13 protein-coding genes and 1 other annotated feature are annotated in these 20856 nt (G+C 47.4%); of the genes, 3 read left to right on the forward strand and 10 right to left on the reverse strand.

Annotation, left to right across the window (positions count from 1 at the left end; genetic code table 11):
* Positions 1-2: 2 nt before the first annotated feature.
* The 5 genes from rpoB to V8Q34_RS14490 all read right to left on the reverse strand — a co-directional run bounded on the left by rpoB (position 3) and on the right by V8Q34_RS14490 (position 9330).
* Positions 3-3845 (reverse strand): DNA-directed RNA polymerase subunit beta, encoded by a 3843-nt coding sequence (gene rpoB / locus V8Q34_RS14470; protein WP_103731424.1) that lies wholly within the window; start codon positions 3843-3845, stop codon positions 3-5.
* A gap of 229 nt (positions 3846-4074) precedes the next feature.
* Entirely contained in the window at positions 4075-4746 is a 672-nt protein-coding gene (locus tag V8Q34_RS14475; protein ID WP_335835753.1) for a Crp/Fnr family transcriptional regulator, read from the reverse strand.
* An 83-nt stretch (positions 4747-4829) separates the two neighbouring features.
* Positions 4830-6638, reverse strand: a complete 1809-nt coding sequence (locus tag V8Q34_RS14480) for an aryl-sulfate sulfotransferase (RefSeq protein WP_335835754.1) — start codon at positions 6636-6638, stop codon at positions 4830-4832.
* 64 nt (positions 6639-6702) lie between these two features.
* A complete protein-coding gene (locus V8Q34_RS14485) occupies positions 6703-7866 on the reverse strand; it encodes an NAD(P)/FAD-dependent oxidoreductase (RefSeq protein ID WP_244806793.1) in 1164 nt (387 codons plus the stop codon).
* 12 nt (positions 7867-7878) lie between these two features.
* The gene (locus V8Q34_RS14490; protein WP_033139954.1) at positions 7879-9330 is read right to left on the reverse strand and encodes a membrane protein; all 1452 of its coding nucleotides are present in this window, start codon (positions 9328-9330) and stop codon (positions 7879-7881) included.
* A 388-nt stretch (positions 9331-9718) separates the two neighbouring features.
* On the opposite strand from V8Q34_RS14490, the gene V8Q34_RS14495 reads away from it, so the two are divergent.
* From V8Q34_RS14495 to V8Q34_RS14505, 3 genes are read left to right on the forward strand one after another with little or no spacing between them, the layout of a single operon-like run.
* Positions 9719-10987, forward strand: a complete 1269-nt coding sequence (locus V8Q34_RS14495) for a uroporphyrinogen decarboxylase family protein (protein ID WP_335835755.1) — start codon at positions 9719-9721, stop codon at positions 10985-10987.
* Between the two features lie 13 nt (positions 10988-11000).
* Complete coding sequence (locus V8Q34_RS14500) at positions 11001-11651, forward strand: cobalamin B12-binding domain-containing protein (protein ID WP_054351372.1); 651 nt, start codon at positions 11001-11003, stop codon at positions 11649-11651.
* 6 nt (positions 11652-11657) lie between these two features.
* Positions 11658-12470 (forward strand): dihydropteroate synthase, encoded by an 813-nt coding sequence (locus V8Q34_RS14505; RefSeq protein ID WP_335835756.1) that lies wholly within the window; start codon positions 11658-11660, stop codon positions 12468-12470.
* Between the two features lie 93 nt (positions 12471-12563).
* Here the strand turns inward: V8Q34_RS14505 and V8Q34_RS14510 are convergent, their stop codons facing one another.
* The 5 genes from V8Q34_RS14510 to V8Q34_RS14530 form a co-directional block, all read right to left on the reverse strand.
* On the reverse strand, positions 12564-13295 hold the full coding sequence (locus V8Q34_RS14510) for an MEDS domain-containing protein (protein WP_033139958.1): 732 nt from the start codon (positions 13293-13295) through the stop codon (positions 12564-12566).
* 177 nt (positions 13296-13472) lie between these two features.
* Complete coding sequence (rplL, locus tag V8Q34_RS14515; RefSeq protein ID WP_018596966.1) at positions 13473-13847, reverse strand: 50S ribosomal protein L7/L12; 375 nt, start codon at positions 13845-13847, stop codon at positions 13473-13475.
* A gap of 69 nt (positions 13848-13916) precedes the next feature.
* The gene (gene rplJ / locus V8Q34_RS14520; RefSeq protein ID WP_033139964.1) at positions 13917-14417 is read right to left on the reverse strand and encodes a 50S ribosomal protein L10; all 501 of its coding nucleotides are present in this window, start codon (positions 14415-14417) and stop codon (positions 13917-13919) included.
* A gap of 63 nt (positions 14418-14480) precedes the next feature.
* Positions 14481-14621 (reverse strand) — a sequence feature (ribosomal protein L10 leader region).
* A 57-nt stretch (positions 14622-14678) separates the two neighbouring features.
* Positions 14679-15713, reverse strand: a complete 1035-nt coding sequence (locus tag V8Q34_RS14525; protein WP_335835757.1) for a peptidyl-prolyl cis-trans isomerase — start codon at positions 15711-15713, stop codon at positions 14679-14681.
* A gap of 64 nt (positions 15714-15777) precedes the next feature.
* Positions 15778-20652 carry a carbohydrate binding domain-containing protein gene (locus tag V8Q34_RS14530; RefSeq protein ID WP_335835758.1) on the reverse strand — a complete coding sequence of 1625 codons (4875 nt, stop codon included), beginning with the start codon at positions 20650-20652 and terminating at the stop codon, positions 15778-15780.
* Positions 20653-20856 lie beyond the last annotated feature (204 nt).

The raw sequence follows: 20856 nt of genomic DNA on the forward strand, positions 1-20856 counted from the left end.
CCTTACTCCTCGACAAGAGTATCATCATCTAAGCTCAAGAATGCTTCTTCATCCTCTTCCGGCTCATCCTCCACGTCTACTAATTCTTCACCCTCGAATTCCTGTTTTGAGAATCCGTAGTCTCCGTAATCTTCTTCGCCGCGGTGTTTGGAATCACCTTCAATGATGGAGCGCATATCTGTCTCGCCATAGTCGATATTCTCCATGATTTCCACTTCTGTCATGTCTTCTCTGAGGACTCTGACATCCAGACCCAAGGACTGCAGCTCCTTCAAAAGCACCTTGAAGGACTCCGGAATACCAGGCTCCGGAATATTGTCGCCCTTGATAATCGCTTCATAAGTTTTTACACGTCCGATCACATCATCGGATTTCACTGTCAGGATCTCCTGCAGTGTGTAGGAAGCACCATATGCCTCCAGTGCCCAAACCTCCATCTCTCCGAAACGCTGGCCGCCGAACTGAGCTTTACCACCCAGAGGCTGCTGTGTTACCAGGGAGTATGGGCCTGTGGAACGTGCGTGGATCTTATCATCTACCAGATGATGCAGCTTCAGGTAGTGCATGTGTCCGATGGTTACAGGGCTGTCAAAATATTCACCTGTACGTCCGTCACGGAGCCTTACTTTACCGTCACGGGAGATCGGCACGCCTTTCCACAGTTCTCTGTGAGCTCTGTTATCGTAAAGGAACTGTAAAACTTCCGGACGCAGCGTATCTTTATGCTTCGCCTCAAAGTCTTCCCATTCCATGTTCACATAATCATTTGCAAGATCCAGAGTATCCTGGATATCATTCTCGTTGGCACCGTCAAATACCGGTGTGGCAATGTTGAATCCAAGGGCTTTTGCCGCAAGACTCAGATGAATCTCCAGCACCTGTCCAATATTCATACGGGAAGGCACGCCCAGAGGGTTCAGTACGATGTCCAGTGCACGTCCGTTCGGAAGGAACGGCATATCCTCAACAGGAAGCACACGGGAAACAACACCCTTGTTACCATGACGGCCGGCCATCTTGTCACCAACAGAGATTTTTCTCTTCTGGGCAATATAGATACGGACTGCCTGATTTACGCCCGGAGACAGCTCATCGCCGTTCTCTCTCGTAAATACTTTTGCGTCCACAACGATACCGTACTCACCGTGAGGAACCTTCAGGGAAGTGTCACGCACTTCACGGGCCTTCTCACCGAAAATAGCACGGAGCAGTCTCTCCTCTGCAGTCAGCTCCGTCTCTCCCTTGGGAGTTACTTTGCCGACCAGGATATCACCTGCGCGGACTTCAGCACCGATACGGATAATACCGCGCTCGTCCAGGTCTTTTAACGCATCATCACCAACACCCGGAACATCACGTGTGATCTCTTCCGGCCCTAACTTTGTATCTCTGGCTTCCGCCTCATATTCTTCAATATGGACAGAAGTATAGACATCATCCTGTACCAGTCTTTCACTTAACAGGACGGCATCCTCGTAATTGTAGCCTTCCCAGGTCATGAAGCCGATCAGCGGGTTCTTGCCCAGCGCCAGCTCACCGTTTGAGGTGGACGGACCGTCAGCGATCACCTGGCCTGCTTCCACATGCTCGCCTTTGGTCACGATAGGCCTCTGGTTGTAGCAGTTGCTCTGGTTACTTCTCATGAACTTGGTCAGGCGGTAAGTATCTTTTGTACCGTCATCATTGCGCATAACGATCTCTTTTGACGCTGCGCACTCTATGGTACCGGCTTTTTTCGCCACTACGCAGACGCCGGAGTCAACGGCTGCCTTCACTTCCATACCGGTTCCTACAACAGGAGCCTCCGTGGTGAGAAGAGGCACAGCCTGACGCTGCATGTTGGATCCCATCAGCGCACGGTTGGCATCGTCATTCTGCAGGAAGGGAATCAGGGCCGTAGCTACAGAGAACACCATCTTAGGAGACACGTCCATGTAGTCAAACATATTACGTTCATACTCCTGTGTTTCATCCAGATAACGTCCGGAAACGTTTTTATGGATAAAGTGCCCTTCCTCGTCCAGCGGCTCATTGGCCTGTGCCACATGATAATTATCCTCTTCATCTGCTGTCATATAGACAACTTCATCTGTAACCCGCGGATTCTTCGGATCTGATTTGTCAATCTTACGGTACGGCGCTTCCACAAAACCGTACTGGTTGATCCTGGCATAGGATGCCAGGGAGTTGATCAGACCGATGTTAGGACCCTCAGGAGTCTCGATGGGGCACATTCTTCCGTAGTGGGAATAATGTACATCTCGAACCTCGAAACCTGCACGGTCTCGTGACAGACCGCCGGGGCCCAGTGCGGAAAGACGTCTCTTATGGGTCAGCTCACCCAGCGGGTTGTTCTGGTCCATGAACTGTGACAGCTGGGAGGAACCGAAGAATTCCTTCACGGCTGCTGTAACCGGTTTGATATTGATCAGGGACTGGGGAGAGATACCTTCCATATCCTGTGTTGTCATTCTCTCGCGAACCACACGCTCCAGTCTGGAAAGACCGATCCTGTACTGGTTCTGCAGCAATTCACCCACTGCACGGATACGTCTGTTGCCCAGATGGTCGATATCGTCATCATTGCCCAGACCATACTCCAGATGCATGTTATAGTTAATAGAAGCAAGGATATCTTCTTTTGTAATGTGCTTTGGAATCAGCTCATGGATCTCACGGCGGATTGCGTCCTTGATATCCTCAATATCCTCATTCTCTTCCAGAATCTTAGCCAGAACTGGATAGTAAACAAGTTCTGTCACTCCCACAGAAGAAGGATCAATGTCCACATAGTTGGTGATATCCACCATCATGCTTGAAAGGACTTTGATGTTGCGCTCCTCACCCTGAATCCATACATAAGGAACTGCCGCGTTCTGGATCTGGTCAGCCAGTTCTTTTGTTACAACTGTGCCGGCCTCTGCGATGATCTCACCTGTTGTGGTGTCCACAACCTCCTCAGCCAGCATATGGCCTGAGATACGGTTTCTCAGCAGTAACTTTTTGTTGAATTTGTAACGGCCTACTTTTGCCAGGTCGTAGCGTCTTGGGTCAAAGAACATGCTGGTGATCAGGCTCTCTGCGCTTTCCACAGCCAGCGGCTCACCCGGACGGATTTTCTTGTATAACTCCAGCAGACCTTCCTGATAACTCTCAGCAGTGTCTTTTGTAAAGCTGGCTAAAATCTTCGGTTCTTCACCGAATAACTCTATAATTTCTGCATTCGTGCCGATACCTAAAGCACGAATCAAAACTGTAATAGGGACTTTTCTAGTTCTGTCTACACGTACATAGAATACGTCATTGGAGTCGGTCTCATATTCCAGCCATGCACCCCTGTTCGGGATAACGGTACAGGAATAAAGGGTTTTGCCCAGTTTGTCGTGAGCGATAGCGTAGTAAATACCCGGAGAACGTACAAGCTGGCTGACAATAACTCGTTCAGCGCCGTTGATTACGAAGGTACCGGTTGCAGTCATTAACGGCAGATCACCCATGAATATTTCATGTTCACTGATTTCGTCATTCTCTCTGTTGTATAATTTTACCCTTACTTTCAGAGGAGCTGCAAAAGTAGCATCCCTCTCCTTGCATTCTTCGATGGAGTATTTTACCTCATCTTCACACAAAGTAAAGTCAACAAATTCCAAGCTCAATTTACCGCTGTAGTCGGCGATTGGAGAGATATCTTCAAAAACTTCTTTTAGACCTTCGTCCAGAAACCACTGGTAAGAGTCTTTCTGTACTTCAATGAGGTTCGGCATTTCCAGTACCTCTTTCTGGCGCTGGTAGGTCATTCTCATGCTCTTACCGGTTGTAATGGGACGGATTCTATTTTTCTCCATTGACGTTTCACCCCTTGTATGTTTTAATTTTATTATGCTTATACCTGAGCCCCCTGACCGAAAGTTTCCTTTAATAAGGTTAATTTCAATCATAAATAGAACGACAGGCATAACTTGCCATAATAGTGCATTTCTCACTATAACACACCCTGTCAAGCCTGTCAACCATTTTTTGTTAAAATATTTTCCCGCTTTTGGGGAACAATTGTCTTATATATTCTGTCGAATTTCACAGCATTTCCTGCAGCCTTTCCACATCTTTGATATGCATTTCCTGACCCTGTATGCTGAAAAATCCCTCTTTTTCCATCAGTTTTAATTCCTGGTTCAGTGACGACCGGCTCACATGGAGCATATTAGCCATTACAGACTGAGAAACCGGCATGGGAATGGCCGCCCCCGCCACAATATCATTCATTCCCACGATCCAGTAGGCAATTCTCTCACGGATTGTCTGGTAATTGAGACAGTTGAGATAAAGCTGGTCTTTCAGCCCCCGCTGTGATATATAGAGTAAAAGGGAATACATCAGCAAATTATCACGCTCCAGCATCTCCTCCAGAATCTCCACGGGAATCCAGGCCACCGTGGATTTTTTGGCAGCCACCAGGGTATAGGTGTAATACCTTTTACCGGAAAAGTAGAGAAGCTCCGGGAAAATATCATTCTTTTCAAAGTAAGCGTTGCAGAGCTCATCCCCATTGACAGTATGGCTTACTGCCTTCAGAATGCCGTCCAGCACAATCCCAAAAGAGTTGATCTTACTGCCCTGAGGATATATGATCTCTGACCTCTGATATGTCTTACGGTTCATATACGGCCGGTAAATGCAGCTTCCCACACAGAGATCTGCAAAGGGTACCGGACAGCTTATCTTCGGATCTTCAAAAAAACTATGCATTTATACCCCTCCCAACATTCCCCGCAAAAAAAGAAACGCAAAGAGGGGCTGTCAAAACAGCTCCTCCCTGCGTCTTATTCTGCTTATTCCAATGGTCTGTCCAAAATATCACACAAATCATCATAATCCTTCTCGCCATTAAATCTCTGGACCTCTTCCCCGTTTTTGTAGATCACAACGACGGGAATTCCTCCGATATGGCACGCATCCAGCAGATCCTGGTTGGAATCCACATCCACATAGCGCACCTCGTACATTCCCTCATACTCTTCTGTGAGGGCTTCCTCCAGAACAGGATGAAGTGCCTTGCAGTGTACACAGCGCTCTGCACCGAAGAGCACAAGCACGGGTTTTCCTTCTACTTTAAGGACATCGTCATTCCAGCTCGACATGGTCACCGGTTTGAAGAAATCTTTGTTCACCTCAAAGACTTTCTCCCTCTGTGTCACATCTTCTTCGTCGTCTGTGGCCACACAAAGTGCCACATCTTGATAATACGGCAAAGTTCCTTCAATATCAATGACTTTTTTTGCCCCAAACGCTCCGGCACCCGGTACCCGGTATGTCACATTGTCAATGGGTGCGATGGGAACCTCCGTGGGAACCGGCTCCTGCGGCACATAGCTGTACGGATAACGGTACGCGCGGTAGATCATATTGTTCTTCGGTCCTTTTTCATTGTGTGTATAATACGGTGAAATCCATTCCCACACGATCTCATGATCCGGTGTCACTTCAATGACACGGCCGTCTGAGCCTTCCGTAACCATGGTATTTCCATTTGGCAGGCGCTGTGCGCTGCTGACATAGGGGCTGTAGAATTTGCTGGCGTCGGTGGGAACCGCATGGCCCAGTTCCTTTGGTGTCAGCTTCCAGACAACCTCCAGGGTTACCGGGTTAAACTCCAGCACACGGCTGTAATCGCGCAGAGCGTTCTTAACACCGATAGGAGCAGATGGATTGGGAACCCCGTAGCCGCCCCAGCCGCCGTTGTCAAATACCATCAGATTGCCTTCACCCGGCAGCCCTTTCGGAATCATATGAAAATGATGCTGGCCGATGATCCAGCCCAGCTTTTTCAGTTCCGGGGTGGCATTGAAGTCAGGTCCGATGCGCCATACAATCTTTCCTGTCTCTTTATCAAGGATAGCCAGAATATTGGCCTCCCTGCAGTCAAAAATAATATTTTCCGGTTTGAACCGCATATCACCCTGGTCATACCATTTGTTCGGGCCAAGGTAGCTCATGCAGTTTACATGAAGATAGTCGCCTACACCGCCGTCTGAGGAGCGCATGTTCGGATCTCTGAACAGTGCGTTTTTGGCGGCCTCGTCAAATCCCAGTTCGTCAAAGTGTTCACTGATGGACCATTTCCAGAGGATGTTGCCCTCCCAGTCCACTTCGATCATGGCATCATCCAGAAGCTTTTTATCGGATATCTTCGGGTTTCTGATCGTCTGGTGTACCAGGATCAGTGTGTTGCCTTCCAGGGGCTTTGCATCCATACCCGGAACATAGTATCCGACGGGATTTCCCTCCCTCTGATAGTCATGGTGCTGACGCGCCATCCAGCGATGGTCCCTGCCCGGGTCATCAATGTTCTCAAAGTGGTCAAATTCCCAGACAATATTTCCGTCATAGTCGATCTCGATCAGGTTGACACCGTCCTGCATACCGTAATCAGGATGACGGTATCCTGACAGACCCATCACATACCCGCCCGGAAGAAGTTTCGGCGGCATGGCATGCATATTCCAGCGTCTGATCTCATTTCCGTTCATGTCGAACAGCAGAACGCCGTCGTTGATAAGCGGAACGATCGTATATCCGCTCCAGCATTTCTCCGGATTGTAAGCAGTGACTCCGTGTGGAAAAACAAGTGGCTGACCCATAATCAATTACCTCCTGAAGTTAATCATTATATTTTTTAAATAGGTTCCTGTCTGTTGATAATACTTACTTTACTTCCAATAATTTTCCGTTTTCATAAAACGCAGTGGATACCGTGTGCTCTATCTTCAGATTCTGATAGAGAAGGTTCTGGCGTGTAATGTCCTGACGGTAAACCTTCCACTCTCCCCTGAGCTGCTGTTCCAGGTCTGATACTGCCTGAATCTCTTCATTGCTGTATGGATTGTAGAACACAAAGGCAATTTTCCCTGAATCCGGGCTTAAAATGCCCTCAATCTGCTCAAGCTCCTTCACGTAACGCTCAGAAGCCACCGCAGCCACTGCGCCGTCTGCCGCGGAGGTGACAACCTGGCGCAAAAATGTCTGCCTGCAGTCGCCCACTGCATAAAGCCCCGGGATGCTGGTTTCCATCTTGTCATTGACCTTGATGTACCCGCTTCTGTCACAAGTGACCATATGGCGCACGGGCTCTGTCTGAGGCACCATACCCACAAAGAAAAACAGTCCGTCCGCTTTAACTTCTCTGACCTCACCGGTCTCAACGTTTTTCAGCACAAGAGCTTCCACATGGTCTTTTCCTTTGATCTCCTGGACAGTGGAGCTCCAGCAGAAATCAATTTTAGGATTTTTATAGGCATGTTCTGCGGACACCTCGTTGCAGTCAAGGTGGCCTTTCTCATGGAGCACAATGATCGTGACTTTAGAGGCAAACCCGGTCAGATAATCCGCTTCCTCAACAGCCTGGTCTCCTGCGCCCAGCACGTAGATCTCCTTGCCTTTGAAAAATTCCGCATCACAGGTGGCGCAGTAGGCAACACCATGGCCCACAAATTCTTTCTCTCCGGGAATCCCCAGTTCCCTTGGACGGGTGCCCAGATCCAGGATCACACTGCGTGCCTTGAAATCTCCTCTTCTCTTTGTGCTGACAATGAAAAGATTGTCTTCTTTGCTGATCGCCGTCGCTGTGGTCCGTTTCAGCTCCACTGTGGGATGGCTGGATGCGTGCTCCCGGAACCGCTCCATCAGGTGCTGGCCGCTGTCCACGATCGTGCCGGGATAATTCCGGACTTCATAGGTATCGTTGATACGTCCGCCATAGCTTCCTTTTTCCAGAAGAAGCGTTTTCCGCTCCGACCTGCCTGCGTAAATAGCAGCCGCAAGACCGGCAGGCCCGCCGCCCACGATAATCAGATCATAAATTGATTCCATAATTTTCATCTCCTATTCTAATTTTTCTTTCACTTTAACCGTTTTTAAAGAACCCTCTCTTCCCACGCCCGTGACCACCCAGAAGATGCAGACTCCTGTGAGGATCAGGCAGTAAAAGGAAGAACAGAAAATCTGAAACGGTGACACAGTGGGCAGATAACTGTGTTTCTGCACCATCTCATTAATGATCGTCACACTTCCCATAACGAATGCGCTGTTAATGGGAATGATGGAGCTGAAGTTCGTCGCATTGGCTGTCAGCAGGATACTCCGTCGTTCCGGAGAAATACTGCTCTCCTGTCCGATCCTGTCCGCTATGTCACCGAACAGCAGGATTGACGGCAGCACACAGCCGGCAAGAAGAATGTTAACTATAACTATTCCTAAAGCCAGAACTGTCTCAGCGCCCCGTTTTGTCTTTGTAAATTTCCCTGACAGGATAATGCTGCAGCATCTTTCCAGCATTCCTCCGTCCACTGCCACTGCGATCAGTCCGTAAAGCAGGATGGTGGACACTGTCACGTCAATAATCCCATAAATACCTTCAAATATAATTCCGTTCAGCCCTGCCGTTTCATAATCAATGCTCACAATATCGGAAAATGTGAACAGACCGGTGATCAGCCCTAATACAAAGCCCGTAATAATTGCAAAAGAAACTCCTTCAAATAAGTTTCCTGTCTTAAAGCAGATACACAGAAGGACCACAACAGGTACCAGCATCCAAAGTCCTCTTGCATCTGAGAACTGGGAAAGCTGTGTCATGTCTCCCACACTGCCCTCCCCGGCACCGAATATTAAGTACAGAACCGTTGTGACTGCTCCCGCAGCCAAAATATAAGGAGTTCTCTGTTTCAAAACAGTCAGAAGCTTGGCCGGTCTTCCCGTTCCCCGTTCATGTTGTATCATTACTGTGGTGTTGATCACCTGTGAACTGGGAGACAGCGCATCCCCGAAAAAGATTCCGCTGATCAGCGCTCCGCTCAGCATAGAGGGACTGGCCCCCAAAAGTATTCCCGGAGGATAAAAAATGGGAATCACCGCAAACAATGCCGCGATCGGAGCACCTGCTCCCATAGAAATCACTGCTGAAGCCAGGAATGCAAAGACCACAAACCCGCTTTTTGTAATTCCAAGCTGAAGGCTCAGCCAGATAAATCCGCCCCCTATATTTCCCGTCATCATAAGCTTGGAAAAAATCCCTATGACCAGGAAAATAAAAATAAGCCTTGAATTTCCGTACTGCGCCAATCCATGCACAACAGAATCCCAGTATTTCCCTTTGTTCCTGCACAGGAAAAACCCTGTCAGAAGAGAAATCACTGCAGCAAAAATCAGCCCTTTCATTGAATAATAATGTAACCCCACCGAAAATATTCCGCCTATCAGTATGTACAGCACAAAGGGCATCATGGCAAATGCCTGTGTCCCCCAAAAAACCAGTTTTGGTTTTTCTGTTTCCATGCCGCCACCCCCGTTTCCTTTAGATAGTTAAAAGTATAACACACCTGGAAAACAATACCTGTTTCCGCGCCAACACTTACACAATTTTTTTTAAATTCTCACAGTTTTTTTGACATAACCGACAAAAAACCGGCGATGTCAGGTTCTTTTATCCTGTTATCATCGGTCTTTAATTTAACAAGAACATTTTCTGCATCCCATTCCATTCACTGGTATAAATAGACAATTTTATTGTACTTTCTTATACATATATATACATTGACATATATTTAAATATGTTATATGATGAAGATAGTATTTATGTAACTATTGTGTACGTATTCAGTTGACTGAATAGGTGCACTATTGTCAAGTAATCTTCTGATCACTGAGATAAGGAGGGGATCTGATGAAGAACATGGAAGGCAGCAGTTACAACGACAAACTGGACAGGCTCGACAGATGCGCCGGTCTAAAGAAGGTTGACCGGGTGCCCATCGGCGCGGCCACCTTGTATTTCCCCGCAAAATACTCGCATATTTCCTACGAAGACATGTATTACGACCAGGAAAAATACAAAAATGCTTCTGTCAGATTTGCAAAAGATTTCAACTGGGACGCAGCATGTATGCTCAGAACTTTTGAAACAGTCACACTTGGCTTATCCCTGGCAGGGACTGATCCGCAAAACGCAGTAAACACAGCAGTAGCCTCTGTTCTAGGAGGCGGATTCGCACACGATATTCTAAAAGACAATTATTCATCACATCCAGGAAGAGAAATTCCCTCAGACACAGAATCCCAGTTTAAAATCAAAAATCCGGTCATGACCTCCGAAGAGTATGATGAGTTTATTGACGACCCCCTCGGTTTTCTGAACCGCAAAGTGGTTCCCAGGGTATATGGTGCTCTTGAAGAGCCCGGCAGCTCTCAGTCTATATGTGCGCTCATGAAGTTTGGCATGAAACTCGGAACAGCGCTTGACGACCTGCAGGTATTTACACAGGAAATGAAAACAGCGGACTGTCCGCCATGGTATATGGCCATCTGCCCCAATCCCCTGGACGTGCTGGGGGCATTTCTGCGAGATTTTGATAAAGTCATTCTGGATATCCACCGGGTACCGGACAAAGTCCACAAAGCCTGTGAGGCTCTGCTTCCCATTCTTCTGGCCGTAGGAAAAGCCACAGGTGAAATATCTTATCAGCTCACCGGATCCAGAAGAGTATTTTTCCCTGTCTGGTATAACAGTTTTCTGTCGGAAAAACAATACAGAGAATTTCACTGGCCCTATCTCAAATACCTCTGCGAAGAACTGATCAAAGCCGGGTACACACCCCTCCTGTCCTTACAGGGTACATATGATCATCTGCTGGAAACACTTCTGGAGCTTCCCGCAGGTAAAGCGATTGCCTGGTTCGACAGGACAGACCCGGTCAAAGCCAGAGACATCATAGGAGACCACATGTGCATCGCGGGAGGAATCTCGCCCTCACTGCTGATCGGGGGCAGCGTTCAGGAAATTGACCTGCAGGTCAAGAAACTGCTGACCGAGATGAAAAAAGCCGCCGGCTTTATATTTACTCTGCCGTTTAATGCCATAGGTCCGGCGAAAATTGAAAATGTACTGGCAATGACAGAGGCAGTACACAGATATGGCGGTTATACCCAACCGTGAAAGGAGGTCCATTATGATTGATTTAACATCACTCACAAGTGCAGTCGGCGAACTTGATGAAAAAAAGGTTATGTCCATGCTGCAGGAATTTGTTGCAGGTGCTCCTGAGACAGAGGAAGCAGCCCAGGCCATCACTGCATGTCAGAAAGGCATGGAGAAAGTCGGCCAGCGTTTTGAAACAGGAGAATATTTCGTAGGAGATCTGATATTTGCCGGAGAACTCCTCACAGAGGCAATGGAAGTCTTAAAACCAATAATCGGCTCTGCCGCAAGACAAAAGGTCGGCAAAATTGTATTGGGAACTGTCCAGGGCGATCTGCATAACATTGGCAAAAATATTTTCAAGAGCATGGCGGAAGCAGCCGGATTCACTGTATATGACCTGGGTATCAACGTATCGCCGGAAGCCTTTCTTGACAAGATAAAAGAAGTGCAGCCCGATATTCTGGGTCTCAGCGGTGTCCTCACCATGGCTGTCGAATCTATGAAAAAAACTGTTGACCTTGTAAAAGAAGCCGGACTGAGAGAACATATCAAAATCACGATCGGAGGCGCATGTGCAAGCTATGAAGCCATGCAGGTCTCAGGCGCTGATGCCTGGTCCACCAACGCCGCAGAGACTGTGAACGTATGTCTTGGCTGGGTCGGTCAGCACCAGGAGTGAAATCATATGATAATTATCGGTGAAAAAATAAATGGTTCCATCCCCGGCATCAAACAATATATCACCACTCAAAACAACCGGCGCATCAGGGAACTGGCAATCAGACAGACCGAAGCAGGTGCGGATTATCTGGATATCTGTGCAGGGACTGCCGCTGCCCATGAAGCCGGAACTCTGAAATGGCTGATTGCCCAAGTACAGGATGCCGTGGATACTCCTCTGTGCATTGACAGTCCGGACGCAGAGGTTCTGGAAAAAATGCTTACCCTTACAAAGAAACCCGGGCTGCTCAATTCAGCAGCTCTGGAAAAGGGAAAATGTGACCTGCTGTTTCCCCTGATATCAGACACACAGTGGCAGATCATCGTACAGACAACGGATGATGACGGGGTTCCCGAAGATGCAGAAAACCGGATCAAAATTGCAGATGCCATACTTGATAAAGCAGCCAGGTACAGCGTGAAACCGGAACAAATACATATAGATCCTCTGCTCACTGCAATCTCTGCGAATAACCAGTCCATGGTGGTTTTTACAGAGGCCGTCCGGGGTATAAGAAAACTATCTCCGAAGCTTAAGATAACTGCAGCCATCAGCAACCTTTCCTTTGGTATGCCGCTCAGGCAGGTGATCAACCAGCATTTCTACGCAGTTGCCGCTTTTCTGGGGCTGGATTCAGCAATTCTGGACCCATGCAGCCGAGAGCTGTATACATCCAGACTTGTCATGGATGCGCTGCTGGGAAAGGACCGTCTGTGCCGCAGGTTTACCAATGCCTACAGAAAAGGCATGACCGGCCGCAAAAAACCCGACTGTTAATATGCAAAACCAACGCCCGCATAAGTATCAGCCCCATTATAAAAGGAGTCCCCAAATGGCAAAACTGTCATTTGAGGACTCCTTCTATTATATTCATTGTCTCAACAATTTACACTGATTTTTCCCGTAAAATACCACACCACTATGGCAGTCCATGAGGGATATCAATTTACTAAAATTCTTATAGTTACCAGGATTTTCAAGGGAATATGGACATATCCCGATAACCGGCATATCCTGTATTGCCTGGTTCAGCCTGGCCTCAAAAGAAAGCAGGGCTTCCGCATTACCGCCTATGCAGTCCATTGCAGGAGAACCGGATGCCCACAGCCGGGTATGCCCCTTTGCAACGGCACTTTCAATGCCGGCGCTCCAGGCCCGGAGTGGTCCTTCTACTCCCTCCTTGCGATACAAAGACTGAAAATCAATCACATTAAGCAGACCTTCTTTTTCCAGCGTCTTCACATCCAGCCCGTTTCTCTCATACTGCTCACAGACCTTATCCGTCTCCTGCCACCAACATCCTTTCATGATACCGGCCCCCTCACTGAGAGCCCGGCGGAAAAATGAGACTTCAAATTCTGTAATTTCAGAATCTTTCTCTGTAATAAGAAGCAGGTGTTCCTTTTTATTCAGTTTATCCCACAGAGAATTGGATATCTTGCTGCCGCTGCTCATGACAGATTTTAACTGTTCCTCACTGATTCTCCATTCTTTTCCAATCTTAACAGCAGACAGCCTCCCCTGCTTCAGCCATCTGTATATCGTAGTCGTAGTGGTCCTCAGATACGCTGCCACTTCAGTCACCGTCAAGAGTTTCTCCATGATTTCTGCTCCTCCTGTGAAACAAATATATCTGCCTCTATCATATCACAGATGATTTTTCTTGTCGACGACAAACAAATCCCTCTGCCAAGGTTACCCTATACGCAAAAAAGCCCTGGTACCATATGGATACCAGGACTTAAATGATTCATTTTTACAAGCTTTTCTACGCTTAAATTATTTAAGTGTAACTTTAGCGCCTTCGCCCTCAAGTTTAGTTTTGATCTCCTCAGCCTCAGCTTTGGAAGCAGCCTCTTTAAGAACTTTCGGAGCACCGTCAACAACTTCTTTAGCTTCTTTTAAGCCTAAGCCGGTAACTTCACGAACAACTTTGATAACTTTAACTTTGTTAGGACCAACCTCTGTCAGTTCTACGTCAAACTCATCTTTCTCTTCTGCTGCTGCTGCACCATCACCTGCTGCTGCAACTACAACGCCTGCTGCTGCGGATACACCGAATTCTTCTTCGCAAGCTTTTACTAATTCATTTAACTCTAATACAGATAACTCTTTGATAGCTTCAATAAACTCAGCTGTTGTTAATTTTGCCATTTTTATTTACCTCCAATTTTTTGTTTTATTTTCGTTTGATTGTACGTCTGACTTTGTCAGCGTATTAAATTACTCTGCTGCTGCTCCACCCTGCTGTTCAGCAATCTGGTTAAGCACACGAGCAAAGTTTGTGATAGGAGACTGGATACTTCCAAGCAGTTTTCCAAGCAGTTCTTCTCTTGAAGGAACTTTGGAAAGTGCCTCGATTCCTGCCTTGTCGTAGTAAGCGTCTTCAACAACACCTGCTACTAATTCCAGAGTCGGAACATCCTTTGCGTATTTTGCAAGGATTCTTGCCGGAGCAGTTGCATCTTCCATACATACTGCCAAAGCGTTTGTTCCCTCTAAATGCTGGCATAATTCTTCACAAGGAGTTCCTTTGAAAGCAAAGTTCATCATTGTGTTTTTGTATACTTTGTAAGTAACACCAGCTTCTCTTAATTCCTTACGCATTTTTGTATCCTGCTCAACAGTGATACCTTTGTAGCTTACTAACACTACAGATGCGGCATCTTTAATACTGCTGGCAATCTCGTCTACGACCGGTTTTTTGAGTTCTACTTTTGCCATGAATTAGTGCACCTCCTTATTTTTTTAGGCTGCGCTGCTCATATATCGAAAGGTACTTCAACGATTAGTACGAAAAAAACCTCTCTGCATAGACAGAGAGGCTTCATCAATCCTAATAATTGCAAGAATGAATCTTTCCTCGGCAGGCGTTTTGTCCTTATGCCTAACGGCACCTGCTGTCTTCGGCAGCTATTCCTGTATTAAAATACCATGCAGGACAAGTATTGTCAAGCATTTTTTCAACTTTTTTCATCTGTGTCCTCATGTATCCTGCTCCATGAGAACTTCTTTTGCTGCCGCTTTCAATTTGCTGTCTTTTTTCTTTACCTCTGCTTTTTGTACTTCTGTCCGGATTTCCTGTTTTGCCGCTTCTGTTTTGATCTGGCTCTCCAGTACACCTTTTACATCCTTCAGCGGCAGATATCCGTCCTCTTCCCTCTCAAGGCATTTCATGACCAGCATATTCTGCCCGGCTGCAAAAGGCTCGCTTATCTCACCTGCCTGCATGCCGGCTGCCAGCATCCAGCGCAGACCGTACACGCCGCTTTTTCCCTCCTGGGTATCAAGGGAATTCATCTCCAGCTCATAAAAGCTGATATCAGGGAATGTTTCTGCCAGCTCTTCCTTCTCCATGCCGCTCTCCATAGCTTCGGCCGCATGCCGGAGTATTTCTGTGTTCTCTGCCTTTGTCTCTGCTGCCAGCACATTCACTTTATTTTCATACCGATAGCTTTCCAGGTTCTCTTTGTATGCGGATTCCAGTTCCTTATCTGTGATAGTATGCTCTTTTTTCAGCGCCTCCGTCAGTTCTGATTCCAGTTCTGTATAGAAATACTGATAATAAGCTTCTTCCGTATAGGTGATAAGTCCATAGTTCACCTCACCGGAAGCTTCCTTCCGGCTGCGGGACGCATTCTCCTGCTCCATGGAATCCTTCAGCGATTCGTAATCTGCATCTGCACGGATTCCCCGGGTCTCTGCCATGGATGCGATCACCTTGTCCCGTATCAGTTCCTCCTCCGCAAGACCCATGATCTCTTCTAAAGGTGTACTGCCATCTATCCTGCCGGTCCAGAAGTCCTTCCTGTTTGCCTCCTCTGTGGAATACCCGCTTTTCACCTGTGCCCGGAGTCTCTGCAGTACGAGCTGGTACTCTTCCCGTACAACGTCCTGACCGTTTACTTCCATCACGGTACGCATCTCTTCCGGCTTCTGAAATCTGATATAGATGATCAGACCTGCCAGCAGCAATAGAACCACTCCGAAAACAGCATTCACAATATATTTTTTCCGCATCTGTCGCTCCTGAAAATGGGAGCTGCCGAAACAGCCCCCATACATGTCTTTTAAATTCTGTATCTTAGTTTCTGTATTTCCGTTTCTTTCCGAAAATCACCACTGCTCCTCCTGATAATACCAGAAGTCCGGCCATAAGTGCAAGCGGTGTTTCATCGCCTGTCTTGGCACCGGAAGATTTTTTATTTCCGTTTGTTGTGGTGGTATTCTTCTTTTTGGTGCCGGGAGTGCTGGTTTTCTTCAGGTTCCTGACTGCCTTCTCCAAAGCCGCCTGCGCCTTGTCTACCTGAGACTGTGTTGCATCCTCATCCTCCAATACCGTCTTCGCTGCCTCCAGTGCCTTTTGGAAGTTCTTCCAGCTTGTGCTTGTATAACTTCCCTGCTTGTCATCTTTATGCTTATCATAGAGTTTCTGCAGTTCTGTCTTATCAGCCTTTTTGGAATCCGTCTTCTCCTTCAGTCCCTTCACTGCGCTTTCAAGAGATGCGGCTGCCTCATTGATCTCTTTCTGGGTTGCAGAATCATCTTTCAGGACCTTATCCGCCTTTTTCAGGGCAGCGGTAAATGTTTTCCAGGACTCATCCGTATAATTGCCCTGCTTGTCATCCTTGTGGGCTTTATAGAGTTTTTCCAGAGCGGTTTTGTCGGCTTTGATCTCCGGATTTTCCTCAAGTGCCGCGATCGCAGATTTCAGGGCTTTCTCTGCATCGTTCACTGTATCCTGGTCCACATCATTGTCCAGAGCATTCTTTGCATCTTTCAGCGCGTCTGTAAATGCCTTCCAGCTTGCGTCCGTATAATTGCCCTGCTTGTCATCCTTGTGGGCTTTATAGAGTTTTTCCAGCGCCGTTTTATCGACTTTGACCTCCGGATTTTCCTCAAGAGCTGCAAATGCATCTTCCAGCGCTTTCTTAGCATCATTTACTGCTTCCTGGTCCACATCACTGTTTAAAGCTTCCTCGGCTGTTTTCAGCGCGTCTGTAAACACCTTCCAGCTTGCGTCCGTATAATTGCCCTGCTTTTTATCCTTGTAGGCATCATATACTTTCTGCAGTTCTTTTTTGTCTACAGCCGGAGCCGGTTCGTATTTCTCCAATGCATGAAACGCCTCTGTCAATGTATCTGCTGCTGCCTTGATGGAATCTTTTGTGGCATTTGCATTTACTTTCTCCAGTCTGGCAGCCAGAACCGCATTCCGGTATGCCTTCCAGGAGGCTTCTGTGTAATAGGACTCTTCCTCTGCAGGAGTAAGGGCCAGAGCTGTATCAATGGCGGTTGTATCCAGCTCTTCTTTTGCTATTGTATATCTCTCGTACAGGGAAACATCATCCAGCAGGACAGACGCCGCGTCACTGTTGACGCTGAGGCTTATCTTATTGTATTCCTTTGTGGTAAATGCAAGTTTTACCTTTCTCCATCCTTTATCGGAAGCTTCTGACTCGGGTTTGGCATTTCCAAGCTTGATGTCACCTGTATGAGTAACATTGTTATGATGTTTTGCTTCAATAGCAACTTTGTCAACATCGGAATCATTGCATTTTATCCAGGCTTCACATATATATTCTGTATTAGCCTTAACCGGAACCTTGCCGATCTCCGAGTACGCTGTCCCTTCACCGGTCTTCTCCACTTTAAGACTCTGTTCACCACTGTGGGCATCCTCTTTTGTGACTCCTACACGGCTCTGCCATTCTCCCCAGTCGGATTCTTTTTTCTCAAAGCCTGCATTATCATTATCAGGATTATACTCTTTCAGGATATTGTCTGCTGAATCCGGAGTATTTTCCTTTATGTCATCCTTCTTCATCAAGTCTTTTACCGCATTTTCCAGCCTTGCTGCATAGCTGTCGATCATATCCTGTGTCACAACAGGGCGGGCAAGTGCCGTTTTCGCAGCTTCCAGAGCCTTCTGCATTGCGGTAAAACTGCCGGATTCAAAATCAGCTTCCCGGTATGCTTCTGCCATGGCTGTCAGGGCTTCCAGATATGTCTTGTCCACTTCCGGCCGCTCTGCTTCGCTTTCACCCTGGTATTCAAATGCACCCATATCCAAAACTGCTGTTCCGCTTTCTCCCGTATAAGGAGCGGGATTGCCTTCATAGTCCTTATTTTCAATGGTGATCTGTGTCGGTACCAGTTCATCCGCTACTTTCGGCATAGATTCCTGGGGAACCGGCATATAATCCATACCTGCATCAATACAGGGTGAGGTGGATTTAAGCTTGAATCCATCCGGACTTCCCAGGGTCACCGTATTGTCGGAAAAACTTCCTTCTGTATAGTTTGTCGGATCTGTAAACTGAGGATCTGCGATGACAGCACCCTGGTCCTCATCTACCGGATATATATCCGCAATACTTCCGTATACACAGTTATTGGCATAGGTGACACCGTCGTTATTTACGAATTCATCACTGTCGCCGCAGAAGATATTGTTGTAAATATCGGTTCCGCTGGACGGAGGAGTTCCCCATGATGCCTGCTCTACTGCATTTATCTTGTACCCATGGTTCCAGTACATGGTATTGTTGTAGAACTGGTTGCCGATACTTCCGTATTCACCGATACGCAGAATGCGGGCGCCGTTAAACAGGCCGTCGTTTACACTGACATTGTATCTTGCAACTGCATTGACCGTGTAGTTCGGTCCCGGACAGGACATCCAGAAGCCGCCTTTGTTGTCATGGCTGTAATTGTACTGATACATAACATTCTGGTTGCCGTAGTCAAAATCAAATGCCATGCCATCCTGATAACTCTCCGTATGGGCCGCCTCATTGTACTGCATGGTCACATTATTGCAGTCCCACATCCAAATAGCCGCATGCGCAGGGTTTCTGCTGTAATCCCAGTCCTCGCTGGCGCTTTTCACGATCAGGTTCTTCTCTGCAATGCCGCCGTCTGCATTGATCAGGACGATGCCGTCACCGGCTACATCATAGACATAGTTCTCTGCCACATATACATTTGGCCATCCGACCCATCTTCCTTTTCCGGCTTCCTGTGAACCGCTGCCGCCGACTAATACTCTGGATGCCCAGGAGCTTTCCATATAAATAGCCTCATGGCAGACATTTTCCACCTTATTGCCAACGATAGTCAGGTCTGTAAAACTGGATTCAACCACATCTCCGGTCACCAGGGCAATCACGCCGCCTGAGCCTTTCTGGGCACCGCCCTGCATGTAGCCGTTGACATCATGTACATAGTTATTTTTCACAACAACACCCGGCAGATCCCCTGCATCGTGGTTTTCCACAAGGATACCAGTGAGCAGATACCGGCTCTGTTTCTTATTGGCATTGTCTTTTACCAGGTCTGCCTCATCCGTCTCCCAGTTGGTCACTTCCAGGTTCTGGACTGTGATGTAACTGGAATTGTAAATGTGGACTGCTGCCACATCCTGCTTCGGTGCGTTCTTATTGGTCTGCCACGGATTACCGCTGCCGTTGATGACCGGATCTGCACCCTCGCCGTATCTGTCCACATATACGGGGTTCTCCGGGGTTCCTGCTGCCTCCTGCAGTTTAAGCTGCTCACCGTTCCATGTGCAGCCTGCTTTTAAAAGGAGTTTTCCCCCTGCCTGGAGACGGAGTCTCTTTACGTTTGCAAAGGTCTTCCATGCCTGCTCCGGTGAGGTTCCGGTATTGGAGTCATCCCCGCCAGCCGCATCAATATAGAAGGAATCGCTGCTTATGATCGGGGTATCCTCGTCCGGGATATCAGGAGTGTCAGGATTGTCCGTCTTTACGAGCCTGATATTTCTGGCCTTGGCAGTTCCTTTATCCAGCCAGACACTGATATTCTTTGAAGTTTCCCCTGCCGGCATCTGGAATTTAACAGAAATGGCCTCCCACTCATTTGTCTTTGTATTTTCCGCAAAAGACTTATCTGTCTTGTCTGTCCCTGGTTTCTTCTGGGCTATGGAAATGGCATTTGCAGTGTCCGCATACACCTCTCCGCTCAATTCATACCAGGCTCCCGGTTCCAGGCCGTTTACATCCCGGTTAATACCATTGGCTTCTTTGCCGGCATCAAATGCACTGTAGTTAACGCCATCCTCCTGCCCAATGGTGATCACTGCAGTATTCGGCCATTTTCCCCAGCCGTTTAACCCATCTGAGAAGTCACCGTTTGTCAGAAGATTGGTCTCCTCCTGTGACCCCTGCTGTTTCTCCAGGCTGCTGACAGTGTTCACCAGCTCTGCTGTAATGGCGTCCACTTCATCCTGGCCTTTCTGGGCTGCTTCATAGGAATTGGCATCTAAAAATGTCTTTGCCTCGTCTGTCTTGCTCTGAAGCGCTGCAAGAGATTCCGGTGTATAGATATCTGTCTGTCCCAGCTTCTCTTCCGCATCGGTGACTGCTGCATTCAGGTCAGACAGATTCGGTGCTTCATACAGTTTTACATCATCTGCAAAAGCATCGCCCGCGTTTGCGTTCAGCCAGGTATACACATTTGGTTTCCGGGCGCCTTCCCACATGGTAAAACGCACAGCAACTTTAACCCATTGGTTCACTTCACTCTGTGACTGTACGGCAAACTGCGGGTCACTGCCTTTTCCCTCATCCTCATGAAATCCTATAGAATAAGAACCCGGAACAGTCTGGTAAATCTGTGCTGTAAGCCAGTAATCCTTTCCCGGTGTCAGTGCAATATCCTGTGTCACCTGTGAGCCGTTGCCCTTTGCATTTTCTCTCAGACAGAAGCTGCCCTCCGCAGGCTGGATAACATCGCTGCCAACCCGCTCCATGCTGGCCCCTCCGTCCTGGCACCAGCCATTTCTTATCCATCCGTTTAAATCTTCTTCTTCAAATCCTCCATTTACAAGCAGGCCTGCTGCAGGTTCTGCTTTGACCGGCACAGCTATTGTTATATTCCCCATAATCATAGCTGCTGCCATCAGAATGGAAACTCCTGATTTCCATTTTTTCATCATTTTGACCTTTTCCTCCTTCAATTTGAGTTTTTGTTTATTCACTTCTTAAAGTACGCATCCCTCCTCTGCATTTTTTTACCGTCATTTGCACTGCTAATGGGGAAATTTATCCCATTTTTTATATAGTATCACAAGGGATGTATCTGTTTTTTTCAAATTCAACCATATTTTTAACAAATTCAACCATCTTTACTAAAATTTTAT

The sequence above is a fragment of the Blautia sp. JLR.GB0024 genome, from assembly GCF_037000545.1.
Lineage (GTDB): Bacteria > Bacillota > Clostridia > Lachnospirales > Lachnospiraceae > Blautia > Blautia celeris.

Excerpts from the sequence above, each read along its gene's own strand:
- V8Q34_RS14480 (WP_335835754.1), bottom strand. The coding sequence starts at position 6,638 with ATGGGTCAGCCACTTGTTTTTCCACACGGAGTCACTGCTTACAATCCG.
- V8Q34_RS14475 (WP_335835753.1), bottom strand. The coding sequence starts at position 4,746 with ATGCATAGTTTTTTTGAAGATCCGAAGATAAGCTGTCCGGTACCCTTT.
- V8Q34_RS14495 (WP_335835755.1), top strand. The coding sequence starts at position 9,719 with ATGAAGAACATGGAAGGCAGCAGTTACAACGACAAACTGGACAGGCTC.
- V8Q34_RS14490 (WP_033139954.1), bottom strand. The coding sequence starts at position 9,330 with ATGGAAACAGAAAAACCAAAACTGGTTTTTTGGGGGACACAGGCATTT.
- rplJ (WP_033139964.1), bottom strand. The coding sequence starts at position 14,417 with ATGGCAAAAGTAGAACTCAAAAAACCGGTCGTAGACGAGATTGCCAGC.
- rplL (WP_018596966.1), bottom strand. The coding sequence starts at position 13,847 with ATGGCAAAATTAACAACAGCTGAGTTTATTGAAGCTATCAAAGAGTTA.
- V8Q34_RS14530 (WP_335835758.1), bottom strand. The coding sequence starts at position 20,652 with ATGATGAAAAAATGGAAATCAGGAGTTTCCATTCTGATGGCAGCAGCT.
- V8Q34_RS14505 (WP_335835756.1), top strand. The coding sequence starts at position 11,658 with ATGATAATTATCGGTGAAAAAATAAATGGTTCCATCCCCGGCATCAAA.
- V8Q34_RS14525 (WP_335835757.1), bottom strand. The coding sequence starts at position 15,713 with ATGCGGAAAAAATATATTGTGAATGCTGTTTTCGGAGTGGTTCTATTG.
- rpoB (WP_103731424.1), bottom strand. The coding sequence starts at position 3,845 with ATGGAGAAAAATAGAATCCGTCCCATTACAACCGGTAAGAGCATGAGA.
- V8Q34_RS14500 (WP_054351372.1), top strand. The coding sequence starts at position 11,001 with ATGATTGATTTAACATCACTCACAAGTGCAGTCGGCGAACTTGATGAA.
- V8Q34_RS14485 (WP_244806793.1), bottom strand. The coding sequence starts at position 7,866 with ATGGAATCAATTTATGATCTGATTATCGTGGGCGGCGGGCCTGCCGGT.
- V8Q34_RS14510 (WP_033139958.1), bottom strand. The coding sequence starts at position 13,295 with ATGGAGAAACTCTTGACGGTGACTGAAGTGGCAGCGTATCTGAGGACC.